The sequence below is a fragment of the Thalassoroseus sp. genome, from assembly GCF_984380535.1.
In genome coordinates this window covers 41,705-58,002 of sequence record NZ_CFHRBF010000011.1, presented here as the reverse complement: position 1 = coordinate 58,002, position 16,298 = coordinate 41,705, and the positions used below count along the sequence as shown (strand labels likewise).

The 16,298-nt window shown below is 54.3% G+C and carries 11 protein-coding genes; all 11 read left to right on the top strand.

Translation table 11 applies throughout. The features are described from left to right. The first annotated feature begins 31 nt into the window (after positions 1–31). A complete protein-coding gene (locus AC5DDB_RS16170; protein ID WP_491740778.1) occupies positions 32–592 on the top strand; it encodes a TlpA family protein disulfide reductase in 561 nt (186 codons plus the stop codon). Next, entirely contained in the window at positions 522–1,682 is a 1,161-nt protein-coding gene (locus AC5DDB_RS16165; protein ID WP_491740777.1) for a type II secretion system F family protein, read from the top strand. Before AC5DDB_RS16170 ends, AC5DDB_RS16165 begins: the two co-directional genes overlap by 71 nt. A 57-nt stretch (positions 1,683–1,739) precedes the next feature. Further along, positions 1,740–2,285, top strand: coding sequence for a hypothetical protein (locus tag AC5DDB_RS16160; protein WP_491740776.1), 546 nt, complete (start codon positions 1,740–1,742; stop codon positions 2,283–2,285). A 188-nt stretch (positions 2,286–2,473) separates the two neighbouring features. Further along, on the top strand, positions 2,474–3,511 hold the full coding sequence (locus AC5DDB_RS16155; RefSeq protein WP_491740775.1) for a QcrA and Rieske domain-containing protein: 1,038 nt from the start codon (positions 2,474–2,476) through the stop codon (positions 3,509–3,511). 88 nt (positions 3,512–3,599) lie between these two features. After that, positions 3,600–4,373: a cytochrome b N-terminal domain-containing protein gene (locus tag AC5DDB_RS16150; protein WP_166821617.1), complete on the top strand. Its 774-nt coding sequence runs from the start codon at positions 3,600–3,602 to the stop codon at positions 4,371–4,373. Positions 4,374–4,433: 60 nt separating this feature from the next. Next, a complete protein-coding gene (locus tag AC5DDB_RS16145; protein WP_491740774.1) occupies positions 4,434–5,777 on the top strand; it encodes a hypothetical protein in 1,344 nt (447 codons plus the stop codon). A 131-nt stretch (positions 5,778–5,908) separates the two neighbouring features. After that, positions 5,909–10,459: a PDZ domain-containing protein gene (locus AC5DDB_RS16140; RefSeq protein ID WP_491740773.1), complete on the top strand. Its 4,551-nt coding sequence runs from the start codon at positions 5,909–5,911 to the stop codon at positions 10,457–10,459. Positions 10,460–10,523: 64 nt separating this feature from the next. Next, positions 10,524–11,468, top strand: a complete 945-nt coding sequence (locus tag AC5DDB_RS16135) for a cupredoxin domain-containing protein (RefSeq protein ID WP_491740772.1) — start codon at positions 10,524–10,526, stop codon at positions 11,466–11,468. A 141-nt stretch (positions 11,469–11,609) separates the two neighbouring features. Then, positions 11,610–13,340: a c-type cytochrome gene (locus tag AC5DDB_RS16130; protein ID WP_491740771.1), complete on the top strand. Its 1,731-nt coding sequence runs from the start codon at positions 11,610–11,612 to the stop codon at positions 13,338–13,340. A gap of 72 nt (positions 13,341–13,412) precedes the next feature. Further along, entirely contained in the window at positions 13,413–14,321 is a 909-nt protein-coding gene (locus AC5DDB_RS16125) for a cytochrome c oxidase subunit II (protein ID WP_491740770.1), read from the top strand. A 113-nt stretch (positions 14,322–14,434) separates the two neighbouring features. Beyond that, positions 14,435–16,270 (top strand): cytochrome c oxidase subunit I, encoded by a 1,836-nt coding sequence (locus AC5DDB_RS16120; protein WP_491740769.1) that lies wholly within the window; start codon positions 14,435–14,437, stop codon positions 16,268–16,270. Positions 16,271–16,298: the final 28 nt, after the last annotated feature.

Genomic DNA, 16,298 nt, shown 5'->3' with positions numbered 1-16,298 from the left:
TCCCACCGATCAGATTTTTCGAGGCGTCGACATGAATTCCATCGCCCGACTGTTCCTCGCAACCTCGTGTTTGTGGTTCACCGCGTCTGCAACTGCGGCGGATGTTTCCCTGACCATCACCGATTGGAAGGGTGTGCAACAGCGGGTTGCGAAACATCAGGGGAAGATTGTCGTGATCGACATCTGGACAACCACCTGTGGCAAATGCCTGGAAGAGCTGCCAAAGTTTCAGGCACTTGCGAAGAAACATCAAGACGTCGTTTGGATGACCGTCGCGTGTGATTACGACGGCATCGCCGACAAACCGCCCGAGTATTACCGCGAGGCTGTGCTTAAAGTCTTGCGGAAGCAGGGGCGGATGACCGACAATATTCTGCTGAGTGATCCGTTCTTGGATTTTCTGGACCAAATCGATCTTGCTTCCACGCCCGCGGTCCTCGTTTACGATCGGGATGGAACACTGGCTCGGCGGTTTGACAATGACGACGCACAGACGGAAAGAGCCGAGTTTACCACCCAAAGTGTCGAGGCGTTCGTCGAGCGACTCCAAGAACACCCCCAAAAAACTCCGGCTGAGCCATCCGCTCGATAAACTTAAGGATGACCCGAACGACACCTCAACGTCTGCGCGGGCATCACGCGGATTTGGCGGACGAATTCGACTGACGACGATTTCGAACATCTGCCGAAAGTTAGGCACGATGCTCGAATCCGGCGTGGCTGCTCGGAAGGCGTTCAATGTCGTCGCCAAACGCACGCATGATCGCCGTGCACGGATCGCGTTGGACAACATCGACGAAGCCGTGCAAGAAGGCCACGAAGTCGCTGCGAGCATGGCCGAACAAGGCAACGCGTTTCCGCCACTGATGATCGACATGGTCGCGGTTGGCGAAAAAACCGGTGCGTTGCCGGAGATTCTCAAAAGTCTCGCGTTGCACTACGAAAACCTGGTTCGACTCCGACGAAGTTTTATGCAGGCGATCGCTTGGCCGATGTTCCAACTGAACGCTGCGATTTGGGTGATCGCGTTGTTGGTAATGGTTCTTGGCATGATCGCCCAAAGCACCGGCAGCAAACCGTTACCAGTCTTGCCGTTCGGGTTGTCCGGTGGAGTGGGGGCCATCATCTGGTTGATGACATGCTACGGCACACTCGCGGCGATCATTGGCGGATATCTGCTAATCACCAAGACAATCCAAGGCCGTAAACTTCTCGATCCGTTGTTGATGAAGATCCCCGTAGTAGGCGGTTGCATGCAATCCTTCGCGATTGCCAGGTTTTCTTGGGCGTTTTCACTCACCCAAAACTCCGGCATGGAAATCCGTGAAAGTCTTGAAGCCAGTTTGAACGCAACCAGCAACGGTGCTTACATTTCTGCGATTCCCCAGATTTGGGCGGATGTCTCGTCTGGCGATCCGCTGGCGTCGGCCATGCGTCGCAGTGGATTGTTTCCCGGCGAATACATGGAAATGGTGGAAACCGCAGAGGAATCCGGGACTGTCCCCGAAATGCTCGATCATCTCGGTCCCCAATTCGAAGAAGACGCCCGTCGCGCTTTGAAGGCAATGACGTCCACATTGGCCTGGGCAATATGGGCGATGGTCGCGGTGTTCATCATCGTGCTGATCTTCCGCGTGGCGTCGATCTATCTCGGAATGATCAACCAAGCCGCGAACTTCTGAGACATCAGCCGATCGAACATCCCTGGGACGCATCCATTCATCTGACTTGGAAGAACCATGAGACACGGCGGCCCTTGTCCCATCTGCAAAGGCACAGTCGAGAAGATCGGCAAGCAACCCGTCACTCGCCCCGATGGCACGGTCCGACGGGCCCAAGTTTTTCGCTGTTGCGAATGTGAATTCACAGGATTCGCCAGAGAGTTCGACCTCCAAGCGTTACATGTAATCGACGATCGATACGCCTTCTACTACTGCGCGGAATTGAATCTCGCGTTGTTCTACCGCGAGAAAAAACCACAGTCGGATCCGATTCATGAGATGCTTGTCGAGGTGCCGGATTTGAACGACCGGCGAGTGACCATCAAACTCATGGGCCTGGGAGTTCCAGGCAAAGACCGCGTTTTAAAGCAAATCGGCGATCCTCAGGGGCCCATTTTTCCGGTCGATCTCTGGCATGATCCCGGCAGCATCTGCCCACAACCGTCATGCACGGTCGACGAAAACCTGATGACTCAGTGGACCAATTTCATCAAACGTCACCCCGATGACCTTCCCGCCGAACCGCCGATGTCTTTCCAGGATCTAGGAATCGACCGTTCCTAGCTATGATTGAGACCGCAAATCTCTGGCATTTGGCTTCTCAGGAAAGAGAATTCGCTGCCGTCGAGAATTCCAGGATCTGAGAAATTCAAATTGACAAGCTCTTTTGAGTTGTCAGTTGAGTTCGATCTTGCCAGAATCTCCGTGTCCTGTCCCCGGTGTCGACAACGCTTGCGCCTCCGAGTTTTTCTATGGGTAAAAAGAAAACGACGCAGGAAATCCTAGCGGAACTTCGTGCGAAAGATTCGAAAGGCTCTTCCTCTGGAGAGGAAGCCGCCCCTGATCAACCCGCAGCGGAGACGCCGGAAGCGGCTCCGTCGAAACCGGCCGAAAAGCCGAAATCGACCAAGGACATCATGGCGGCATTGCGGGCCGAAGCCGCTGGTGGCGGCAAACCCAAGGCCGACGCAAAACCCGCTGCAGACGCACCCGCCAAATCGGCCGGTGGTCCAAAGTCGACCAAGGACATCATGGCGGCTTTGCGAGCCGAAACAGCCGGTGGTGGCAAACCGAAAGCGGCTGCCCAACCTGCGGCTGGTGGAACTGCAAAACCGGCTGCAAAGGCGAAAGTCGCCGCTCCGGCCGGTGAACGCCCTAGCGTTCAAGAGATGATTAAAGTCGCTCGCGAAGGTGCTCCCAACAAGCCGGCGGCCGAAAAGCCGAAGGAGCGTGTTAAACCGGCTTCTCGGCGTGCTGCTAAGAAAGCCGACGAAGAGACCACACGACGTAGCTTCCTGTTCGACGTGTTGCTTGCTCCCTTCGTGCTGGCCTGGATCGCATTTGCGACGGCCGCCACCGCTTTTGTGCTCGGTGTCGCTCGATTCATGATGCCCAACGTGCTCGTTGAACCTCCTAGCCGCTTCAAAGTCGGCAGCCCTTCTGATTTCCCAGCCAATACGGTTTCCACCAAGTTCAAAGCCGAGTTCGGCATTTGGGTCGTCAACGCAAACGTTGACGGCGAACAAATGGTGTATGCTCTGCGATCGGTGTGTACCCACCTCGGTTGTACGCCGAGCTGGCTGGAAGGCGAACAGAAATTCAAATGCCCGTGTCACGGCTCGGGTTTCTATATCACCGGTGTGAACTTCGAAGGTCCTGCCCCGCGTCCATTGGAACGGGTGGGGATTTCGCTCGGAGCCGACGGCTTGTTGGAAGTCGACAAAAGTGTGACTTTCCAACAGGAAATGGGCCAATGGAGCGACGGAGCCTCATTCGTCCCGATGGTATAGCGTTGACTTCTTTGTGACCGGCCGACTGTTTGGTCGGCGGTCGTTACTCTGATATTTTTGTTCACTCAGTCAGACCGGGACGCCCAGTATGTCCGTCGGCGAGTACATCCGCAATTCGCAAATTTGGAAGAGCATCTTCCGTCACCCGGCTCCGACCGACCGTCGGAACCGTGCGGTCGTGATGCTGACCAACTTCTTCCTGCACCTGCACCCCGTTTCGATCAAACGGCAAGGCATCGCGTTGTCTTATACGTGGTGCATGGGCGGGATTACGTTCTTCCTGTTCCTCGTGGAAACGCTGACCGGCGTGCTCCTGATGTTCTACTACCGCCCGACATTGGAGTGGGCGTTTACGGACATTCAAGCACTCCGCGATGTGCAGACCCTGGGAATCATGCGGGAGATCCACCGTTGGGGGGCTCACGCGATGGTGATTACCGTGTGGCTGCATATGTACCGCGTGTTTCTCACCGGAAGTTATAAACCGCCACGGGAATTCAACTGGGTCGTCGGTGTTTTGCTGCTCGTCCTTACGTTGTTGTTATCGTTCACGGGTTATCTTCTGCCTTGGGACCAACTGGCGATTTGGGCCATTACGGTGGGTTCCAACATGGCTCGCGCAACACCGTTGCTCGGGGGTGAAGGACCGGGGGCACAGTTACTCAATGTGGGTGGCTTCGACCTTATCACTTCCGCCAGTGATGCCCGCTTCCTGTTGTTAGGTGGGCGGTTCGTCGGTGAAGCGACACTTAACCGCTTCTATATTTTACACTGCGTAGCCATCCCGTTAGTGGTAGCGGGGCTGATTGCGATTCACTTCTGGCGAGTCCGGAAAGACGGCGGAATTAGTCAGCCGCTGTAACATCTCGGCTTCTCGTTTGTTTTGATACGGATTTTCACTCGGACACGGACACCTTTCCTCATGCTCGACCCGCATCCGAATCTGACGCAGGGTGTCATCCTCGGCTTGGGCTGGTTCTACCTGCTGCTGTTCATCGCCAATGCTTGGTGGACCGTTATTTCCTATCGCTCTGGCGAGCATAAACGCGTACGGCTCCTGGGTTTACTCGGGGATGGCCAGGAAGTGCTGACGGCGACATTCTGGGGAGTCTACTCCGGGATCTTGCTGATGGTCTCGCTGGCTCACTTCGTGAACAGCGGGCAACCCGAATCTTTCGCCTTGGTGCTACCGAGTTTCGTCAAGAACGCTATCGATCCACTGGCCAATCCAGTGATCTTCTTCGCGCTCTCGATCGTGTTCTTCGTCGGCATTATTGTGCTGCGGGCATGGTTGATCAAACCGCAAGTCGCCTGGACGCTGTTCAATGTCTCGGCTGTGGGAATGGCACTCGCCTTGACCGACTGGGACTTCCGTCAGATCGTCGGCAAACCAGACAACGTGCCGATCGTCGGTATGTTGTATCTTGTGGCGTTCTTCACTTGGTTGTACTTCAAGCGAGCCGTCGACAATGACCGACGCATCGCCGAAGGTCGCCCGCTTTACGAGAAAGAAGACAGCGAGAAAGTTCTCGTCTGGCCGGACTTGGTCTACACCGAGCTGATCTGCATGGTGTTATTGACCGTGCTGCTGGTCGTCTGGGGTTTGGCACTTCAAGCCCCGCTCGAAGAACCGGCCTCTGCCGTAAAGACCCCGAACCCATCGAAAGCACCGTGGTACTTCCTCGGTCTGCAGGAAATGCTGGTATACTTCGACCCATGGCTGGCAGGGGTGGTCTTTCCGACCGTGATTCTGCTCGGGTTGATGGCGATTCCCTATATCGATTTCAACAAGAAGGGCAACGGTTATTACACGTTCAACGAACGACCGTTTGCCGTCAGCGTGTTCCTATTCGGGTTCCTCCCCTTATGGATTGCAATGATCATCTTGGGGACATTCCTGCGAGGACCGAACTGGAACATTTTCGGGCCGTTCGAGTATTGGGACGTCCACAAATTGGAAGTTCTCAATAACGTGAACCTCTCCGAATGGTTCTATTTGAGCCTACTCAACACCGGGTTGCCGGATAACATTTTATTACGGGAAGCCCCCGGATTCGCATTGATTGCGGCTTACTTCCTGGTGGCTCCGCCGCTGCTTGCTGGAACCGTCTTTCGCAAGATGTACCCCCACATGGGTTTCCTGCGATATATGGTGTTCGTCAACCTGCTGCTCTTGATGGCTGCCTTGCCGATCAAAATGGTTTTGCGATGGTGGTTAAACCTCAAGTATCTGGTCGCGATTCCGGAATACTTCTTCAATATTTGACACACGCGTGTGCATGTACCAGGGACTGGCTTGCACAACAGGAAATTGAACAATCGTTTGAATGCTAACGTCAATGTCTTTTGCATGACGTTGCATACAAACTCATCAATAAGCAAATAGGATCGGACGCTATGCCGGCTGACGATAGTTTCTGGCGGAATCCCAAGAAATTACACATCTGGTTTGCCATCAGTTCGCTCGGATTGCTGTTCGTGACGCTCGCGATGATGGCTGGCGACCACTCCGATCAATGGCGTGGCTACCAGAAAACCTTCGACGAGATCAATGCGCTCAAACTCGAAGCTGCGATCGAGGAAGAGCAAAGCGGCCAATATGAAACTCGTGTTGCAGAGCTTCAGACGGAGATCGAACAGGCAAGTGCCGACTTCTCCGAAGAGAAGCAAAAGATCGATGCGAAAATCGCAGAACTCACCCTGGCGGCGGACAACATGGCCCGCCGCGTGCGTGCCCGACGAGCGGTTCGCGACAAAGCCCGTGCGGATTACGACTTGGCCATCCGCGACGAAAAGATGGTGCTCGCCGAATCGTTGCGTGAGTCCTTCGACCGAGAGCAACAACGCGTGGACGAGTTGGAACTCTCCCTGAGCGACATTGAAACGGAAATCAAAGAGCAAAAAGCCGAGTTAGCCGAACAGACCGCCGCATACGATCGGGCCACGGAAGAACTCAAACAGTTCCAAGCCGAAGTCGAACGTCTGCAAACTGCGAAAAGCAAAGTCGCCCCAGACAATTGGTTCTCGGCCGTCAAACGCAATGTAATGCAGTTGCCGATCATCGACGGTTTCAATTCGCCACATCAGATCAAGCAGATTTGGCTACCGGATCTCAAAATCACTTTGGGGATGGCCCATACGGCACGGTTTGATCGTTGCACAACTTGCCATCTCGGAATCGATCAGGTCGAAGCGGGCAACAAACCTGCGTATCCTGCCGGGCATCCGGAATCCGATGACCCCGCCGATTGGGTGGCAGCGAATGAGTTTCCGCATCCGTTCTCGACACACCCCAATCCCGATTTGTATCTGACTGCCACCAGTCCACACCCCACCCAGACGTTCGGTTGCACCTCGTGTCACGAGGGACAGGGGTCCGGGACTACATTTTCCAACGCCGCTCACACGCCGAACAATCCCAGCACTCATCATCATTGGGAAGACGAGTACCATTTCCATCCGAACCATTACTGGGAGTATCCAATGCTCCCGGAACGCTTCCAGGAATCATCGTGCTTGAAGTGTCACCACGGCGTCACCGAGTTGGCCACCAGCCCGAAGTTCGGCAACTCGGCTCCGAAGGTGACGAAAGGTTTCGAGACGATCGGCACCTATGGCTGCTTTGGCTGTCATGAGATCAACGGGTATGCCGGCTCGCAATCCATCGGTCCCGACTTGCGATTGGAACCGAACTGGTACGCAGTTGCCCAACAAGTCAAAGCTGCTGTGACCGATGTCCTCGACGACACAAAGCCGGAAACGGAAAACTCGAAGACTCTGAAACAAATTGCCTCCTTGGCCGACCACATCGCCGACGCTCCATTCGAATCCGACGCAGAACGTGCCGAGTTGCAATCGCTGCTGCAAGCCGATCAACAACTTCAGGATCCTCAGCTGTCATTACGGACTCACAATCTGGCCGCTGACCTTGCCGACGTCGATCATATTGGCAAGTACCGTAAAGTTGGCCCGGCACTTCGACACATTCACCACAAAACAACCGACGATTGGGTTGCGTATTGGACGGAAGATCCTCAGCGATTCCGCCCATCCACGAAGATGCCTCAGTTCTTCCATCTTACGAACTTGGACGATGCAACAGCCGAGCGATATCAACCCTACGAAATCCGTGCGATTTCAGAGTACCTGCTTGGCAAGTCGAAAGAACAACCCTTCGAAACCCTGGCACCTTCCGAAGACTACAAACCGGATGCCGAACGTGGCCGAAGCCTGTTCGCGGAACGTGGTTGTTTGGCATGTCACTCCCACTCGGAGTTTCCATCAGCGGTGGCTGACTTCGGGCCGAAACTCGACCGCGTTCATGCGAAGTTGAAGGACTACGATCCCAACGCCGAAGACTTCACCCAAAGCGAAGCCTTCCGTTGGCTCTACACTTGGCTCCGTGATCCGCAGCGGTATCACAAACGCACTCGGATGCCGAACCTCTATCTGGAGTCTTACGAAGCCCCAAGTGGCGACGAAACGCAAACTGTTGATCCAGCGGCCGACATCGCCGCATGGCTATTGCAAAAAGGTCCCGAAAAATTTGAAGCTCCCGATGCACTTCCGGTTCACCTCGGCTTAGTTGTCGAGAAGTACCCGGAAGGCGGGGTCCGGGTCGCAGAGGTGTTGCGGTTCTCACCAGCCACACGGGCGGAGTACTCCGAAGGCGACGAAACCATCAAATGGCCGTTGCTGGCTGAAGATATCGTCCTGGATGTCGCCGGAAAAGAAGTCAACGATTCCAAAACGTTTCGTGAAGTCGTCAATGAACTTGACGAGAACGAACGCGTTTCGGTCAAAGTTCTTCGAGGTGGCAACGAACGGACGGTGACGATCATCGCCCAAAGTCCACTCCAGGATTTATTGCGACTCTATCTGTCCAAAACGCTGACCAACCCGCAAGTCGAAGACACCCTAACGACTCGAGCCTATCCGTTCGAGGCGGATATGATTAAGGGTGATGAGATCGAGCTCGCTCGTGTTGTCGTCGATGGTGAAGAACTCTCCGACGAAGATTGGACTAGCATGCAGATGGCCTATTTGGGTCGTCGGACAATCTCACGCTATGGTTGTTATGGATGTCATGACATTCCAGGTTTCGAATCGGCTAAACCGATCGGAACTTCTCTGCAAGATTGGGGTCGTAAAGACACTAGCAAACTCGCAACCGAGCACATTGCGGAATATCTCCACCATAATGGACATGGCAACGAGCCGAGCACGCATGAAAAAGTCGACCAAGCAATGAAGTCGGCAATGGCCGGTGAGTTTGCGACTGAAGAAGAACGCGAACAGGCACTATCCACCGCCTTCTACTACGAATCGCTGCACGAGCATGGTCGCCCAGGATTCATCTGGCAGAAACTCCACGCCCCACGTAGCTACGACTATCACAAGACGGAAACGAAAGGGTACGACGAGCGTTTGCGGATGCCGAAGTTCCCGTTCGACGAAGCCCAAATCGAATCGGTCATCACCTTCGTGTTGGGTCTCGTCGCCGAACCACCGGCCGAGCAATACGTCTACCAGCCGAATGCTGCCAAGAAAGCCCGTTACGAGGGCGAGTTCCTGTTGCAAAAATATAATTGCACCAGTTGTCACATGATCGATCTTCCCGAAATGCGGATTATGGTCGATCGTGACTCCGACGAGACCCCGTCGACTTATGCAGACATGGTCGGCATGACCCAATCACAAATGTTAGATTGGTTCGAAGAACATCGGGAAGCCCTCCTGGACGACGCTACCGATCCACCGGAGTATCCGAAAGAGATTCAACAAGTTGAGAAGCTCTCGGAGTTCTTCGGATTGGGCACCGATATTCCTGGCATGGCCAAGATGGCTGACACAGGAAAAACGACTCAGTTCCGAGCGAATCTGGCGACCTTCTTCGAAGATCACCCAGAGCTGCGTCTCCAAACGATGCCGGATACCGGTAAAGAATCACCACATGGGATTCTCAAGTTCCTGAACTTCCGAGATCGCAACTCGGGTGAAGTCGACGAAACGACCGAAGACGGCGATGCGATCTTCGCATTCCATGGATTGCAGACCGACCGTTTGGTGCTCGACGATCCGGAGAATCCAAACTTTAAGTACCAACTTTGGGAACCGTTGGAGATTGGTGGCAAAGTCTACATGCCTGGTGTCGATGCGTTTAATTTCACGCAGTCGATGGTTGCCGGCAAAACTCCGGCTCGAGGTGGAACCTTCGCCCAATGGTTGGTTGGGCAGATTGATCAGAAGTCATCACCCGCCGACCAAGGGACCTCCGCCAGTATCACGAAGGCATGGCAAATGGTGCCGCCTCCGTTGTACGGCGAGGGCAAGAAAGTCCAAACGCAATGGCTGTATCGCTTCCTGAAAAACCCTGAGAGATTGCGATGGATGGCAGTCCTACGGATGCCTCAGTTCAACCTCAGCGATCAAGAAGCACGCAGTTTGGCGAACTACTTCGCTGCTGCCGATGACGCGGACTTCCCGTATCAAGATGTCCCCGAACGTGAAGAACCGTATTTGAACCGTCAAGAACGCGAACTTCATGCGTTTCTCGAAAATCAGGAAGCGGATTATCTCGACCAAAGTTGGAACATGCTCGGAAAACATGACGTGTGCATCAAATGTCACTCGATCATGGGACGCGAGTTCAACGGCACGGGAGATTCGGTCACGCGTGGTCCGGATTTGCGATCGCGAACTTCGGACCGGCTCCGCCCGGATTGGTTGGAACTGTGGTTCTACAACCCCAAATGGAGTCTGCCATATACCGCGATGTTGGCCCCCTCGACCAACACGACCGAAGGATATTTCAAGAAAGATCCTGAATGGCAGGTCCGGGGATTGCGAGACGCCATCATGAACTACGATCATCTCCTGCAAGAGCAGGGGATTGTCGAAGCACCTCCACCACCAAAAACAGACAATAACGCCACAGAAACCGAGTAGTGCCTTGAAGAAGGCTCAGGATTCTACGGCCAGGTACAAATTGCATTCGAAGGCATAGAGATCGATGATTCGACGAACCAAAACCCTCGTGTCTGTCTGCTCGCTAGGACTTTTTGCGGTCCTAAGCGGGTGTGGTGGCGGTGTGGAAACAGACGCCAATGTGGTTCTGAAACCCACATACGATGTCGCACCTGAAGGCGGTTCGGGAAGTTCCGCTAGCACTCCCGGTGACACGAACAACGGTGGAGGCGACTCCAATACGGCCGAGCCTCAAGGTGGTGGAGTCGGGGTTTGGAAAGGACGCGTCCAGATTGCTGCCGGAGACGCATTGCCGCCAATCAAAACTCGCTTTGCAGTCGGCAAAGCGACGGCGGATTCCAACTTCTGTGCCGCGACTGAACCCATTATCAATCGGCAGTTGCTTGTGAATCAGGAAACGCGGGGGATCGCCAACGTCTTCATCTGGCTGGAAGAAAAGCCGGAGGGTGGCAAAGACGAAACCGCCAGCTCACAAGCCTGGACCTACACGTTCGACCAACAGAATTGCACCTTCATTCCGCACGGTATGGTGGTTCGAACAGGCAAACCGATCAAAGTTATCAGCTCCGATCAGGTCAAGCACAACGTACACTCACGTCCCTTGGAGAACGCCGAGTTCAACGAGTCACTGTCGGCTGGCGATTCGACGGAGATGACCTACCAATCTCCTGAGTTTGTCCCGGTCAAAGTCGTCTGCGACATTCACACCTGGATGAGTGCCTACCAATTGCCAGTCGAACATGCCTACGCTGCGGTCACAAACGATTTGGGTGAGTTCACAATTGCGGACATCCCAGCCGGTGATTACGAGTTCAAAGTTTGGCACGAAGCCAAGGGTTGGATTCACCGAGGGCTGGAAGTCACGATCGCAGCGGGCGATAATACCCAAACCATCGACATCAGCGCTGGCGAGTTGTTGGGAGCCTTCGAAGGCCCCAAACCGCGAACAGTCTTGCTTTCGGGATTTTAAGTCACGGCCGAACATAAGTCCCAACGATTCTCCCAAATTCGGTTTCACCAATTTGTAACGGTCAATTTGGCCATGCACATGAATTCAAAAATAGCCTGTTGTTTCCGGAGAGCACGAGCCGCCAGTCCTTGGATGACTGGATTGGCAAGTGCCCTTGTGATCGTCACGATTGTCGGTTGCTCTCCGCCAACAGCTGAGTTCTCCTCGAGCGAGGAAACCGCAGGTTTGTTGCCACCGGCAGCACGTGCGGTCAAAAACGCTGTCGATGAGCATTTCGGCACACCCGACACGATTGTGGCCTGGCTGCGTATGCCGTTGGCATTCGGCGGGGTGACTGGTGTCGTCGTGGAAGATAAGGACGAATCCGGCAGTGAAACCGCCGGCTCGAAAACCTTCAAAGTCGATTTCTCCGGACCGGCAATGATGGTGAAATACGACCAGAATTTCGATGGCGAACTCAGTCTCAACGAATTCCCGTTGTCGCTTCAAGAAGTGTTGGTCGAGAAACGCGGTTCCAAGTCGACATTCGAACGCTACGATCGCGATGGGAATGGAAGTTTCTCGGCTGAAGAAATCGAGAAAGCCCGAATCAAAAGTGACGAGTGGGAAACCGATACAATTTCGGCATTGACCGAAGAAACAGCGAACGAACTGGTCGGTAAAACGGTGACGTTTGCCGATGGGTTGTATGTGAAACAATCGACCCGCATCGCCGACCTCGACCCGGAAACCGGCCGTCTGACGGTAACGGCAAAGGGTTTTGAGAAACCAGTCGAAGCCGGAACCCGGATTGTTGTCGACTTTGGAGAGAAGCTGCGACATGGCCGGACAGCGTACATGCAGCATTGTATGCACTGTCATGGTGTGACCGGGGATGGAAACGGCCCGACAGCCGAGTATCTCAATCCTCTCCCGCGTGACTACCGTCAAGGTTGGTTCAAGTTCGCCTCCACGGGTCAGAACGATCCTCCGCATACAAATGACTTGGACCGCATCATTCGCCAAGGCATTCCTGGCACGTACATGCCATCGTTTGCTTTGCTCAAGGAAGCGGAAGTAGCCAGTATCGTCGAGTATGTGCGTTGGCTGTCGATGCGGGGCAATTTGGAACTCAGCCTCGCTGGTCGCATGTCACGGGAATACTCCGAAGCGAGCGTCCAAGACGAAATCGATACCGCTGAGGCACGCTATCAACAAGCCATCGAAAAATGGGAAGCCGGTGGCCAGAAGGGTGAAGAGCCGGTCCTCGAGAAGACTGCGACGAAAGTTCGCAAGGATCGACTTGCCGATCTCAAAGACGATCTTGAAAAAATTCCTGGCTACGTGGATCGCTACGCCGATCAAATTGCGACGAACTGGAAACAAGCTCAGCAGGTCACACATTCCATCTACCCCAGCGAACCGCGAACGCCTGATACGGCTGCATCACGGTCTCGGGGACGACTTTTGTACTTGCGAAACAACTGTCATAACTGTCATGGTGTGACCGGCGAAGGAAACGGCCCCCGAACGCGGGAGTTCGACAAAGACCCCGTCACCAACGAACCCTATCCGACCCCCGGCTTGTACAATAAATGGGGCCATCCGATTGAACCTCGGAACTTGACGGTCGGGATGTATCGTGGGGGACGACGACCGCTGGATCTCTATCGTCGAATTCACGAAGGTATGCCGGGCACACCAATGCCGCCCTATGGCAAACTCGAAGACCAACAGATTTGGGACCTCGTCAACTACGTGATGTCGTTGCCCTACGAAGACCCGATGGCTGGTACACCCAGTGAATCCGAAGAGGAACCGGCCGAAGAAAATGTCGCGACGGTTCAAGAACCTCAAAACAAACAACTCGTCGCGGAGAACGCCGACGACTAATTTCAATCGCATCGCCGAATGAATTCGAAACGAAGTTCCCAGGTGGTTGGGTTGAACCGGTTGGAGTAAGACGTGAAACGACTTTGGGTAGCCTTTTTTATGTTCTGGCCGTTATTGGCCGTCGTTGTTTGTTGGTTTGCCGCCGACATGAATTGGTGGCTGCCTCGGCACAACGGAACCCTTGGCGGCGCGGAAGGTGTCACGACTGCGTTCAGTCCCATTGGGCAACGCATCGACGACTTGTTCCACCTGATTCTGATCATTACGTCTGTCGTGTTCGTCGGCACCCATATCGCCCTGGGATATGTGGTTTGGACGGGTGCGAAGAACGTCGACGAAGACAAAAAATCCATCTTCACGCACGGCAGTCACAACCTGGAAGTGCTATGGACAATCATTCCTGCCGGAATTTTGCTGTTCATTGCGTTGTATCAAATGGATACATGGGCCGAGTATCGGGTGAAAGGCACGTACCCGGAGAAGGCGTTGCGAACACCCATTGCAGAGATCACCGCTCGTCAGTTCGAATGGCGAATTCGGTATCCCGCGCCTGGTCGAGAGTTTGCGAACGATGCTGAAGTTGACAAGTGGCTCATGGGTCCACAACCGGGCGACTTGTACTCGGTCAACGAACTCCACGTTCCTACAAACCGTCCGGTCATCGTGCACTTGCGATCGATGGACGTCCAGCACTCGTTCTTCGTGCCGAAACTGCGTGTAAAACAAGACGCCGTTCCTGGCTCGATCATCCCGATCAAGTTCGAAGTCACGAAGCCGGGTGAATACGAACTGTTATGTGCGGAACTATGTGGCTGGGGACACTACAAGATGGGTGCGAAACTCATCGGTCGCAGTGCTCAAGAGCATGACGCCGCAATCGAGCAATTGAAGCAAGACCAAGATTACGATGGTATCACGCAACCCGCGGATCCCGTCGCCAACCAAACGGAATCAACAACGCGGGTGGCAAGAACAAACTAGATGTTTGCCGGATGATGACACCGATGTTCGACAAACCGACCGCAATTTCTGCGAGGGTTTGTGAGAACTGATTTGAGTCCGGGCCACGACCGCCTGATAAGTCGAGGGATATTGTGAGCACAATTGACCATCCTGTCTCGTCCCATGATCTGCATCATGCCCATCATGAGCCTGGGTTCGTGCGGAAGTACATCTTCTCCACCGACCATAAAATCATCGGGATTCAATTCCTGATCACCACGCTCATCATGTTGATGTTCGGCGGGGCATTGGCGTTGGCGGTTCGCTGGCAGTTGGCGTTTCCGTGGTCTTATGTGCCGATCTTCGGCAACATTATCGAACAGTTCGCACTCCAGGGCGGCCAAATGTCGCCGGAGTTCTACACCATGCTGTTCACGATGCACGCTTCAGTGATGATCTTCCTTGTCATCATCCCAGTGTTGGCCGGTGCCTTCGGAAACTTTTTGATCCCTCTGATGATCGGGGCCGACGACATGGCCTTTCCGGTCCTCAACATGCTGAGCTACTGGTTCATGTGGCCGGCGATTTTCTGCTTTGCGATGGCCACGGGATTGGGAGCGGGACTGAATGGTGTCGAAGGCGCAACCGCTGGGGCAGCATCCGGTTGGACCAGTTACCCAGTTCTCTCCGCGGTCCAGGCCGCTGCACCAGGTTCGGGAGCCGCACAGAACTGGTGGCTTCTTGGTCTGACATTGGTCGGGGTGTCGTCGATGATGGGGTCTGTCAACTACATGACCACCATCATCAACATGCGAGCACCTGGCATGACGTTGTTCCGCATGCCGCTCACGATCTGGGCGATGTTCATCACCGCAATTCTGCAGGCCTTTGCGTTGCCTGTGTTGACTGCGGCCGGGTTTATGCAATTGGGTGACCGTGTTTTCGGTACGACCTTCTTCATACCCGGTGGTTTAGATATCAACAATACCGACCCGAGTGTTGGTGGCGGACAACCGCTGCTTTGGCAGCACTTGTTCTGGTTCTATTCTCACCCGGCGGTTTACATTATGTTGTTGCCGGCGATGGGGATGGTTTCCGACATGCTCGCCGCCACGAGCCGTAAACCGATTTTCGGTTACAAACCGATGGTGTACTCGATGGCCGCCATCGCAGGGCTTGGGTTCATCGTGTGGGGACACCACATGTTCACAAGCGGCATGAACCCCGCTCTCGGAATGACCTTCATGGTGTCGACTATGATGATCGCCCTCCCATCTGCCATCAAAGTATTTAACTGGATTGGCACTATTTGGGGTGGTCGACCGGTATTTAACACCGTCTTTCTGAATAGCGTGGCGTTTGTGTCGATGTTCATCGTCGGTGGACTTTCCGGCATCTTCATGGCGGCGGTTCCTGTCGACGTCTACTTCCACGACACCTACTTCATCGTCGCTCACTTCCACTATGTGTTGTTCGGGGCCACCTTGTTCGGTGTGTTCGGGGGGATTCACTTCTGGTTCCCGAAAATGTTCGGACGAATGATGAACGATACCGTCGGCAAGATTCACTTTGTGCTGACGTTCATCGGGTTCAACTGCACGTTCTTCCCGATGCACTTGCTCGGTATTTCCGGGTTGCCTCGACGATACGCCGACCCGTACATCCATCCGTATCTTGAGCATCTGTTGAATATGAATCAGTTCATGACGATCTCCGCGATGCTGATGGGGTTTGCACAGTTCCTGTTATTAGGCAACTTCCTGTACTCGATGTTCTACGGCAAAAAATGCGGGCGAAACCCGTGGAATGCGAACGGCCTGGAATGGACCGCACCGTCGCCTCCTGGTCACGGCAACTTCGACATTCCACCTGTCTGCTATCGGGGCCCTTACGAGTACGCGTCGCCTTTGGTGCCTGATCAGGATTACCTCCCGCAAACGCATCGACTGGCGTCAGTGCCCAATCCAAACCCAACCACTACCTCCTAATAGACTTTCTTGACCCAGAATCGTTCCA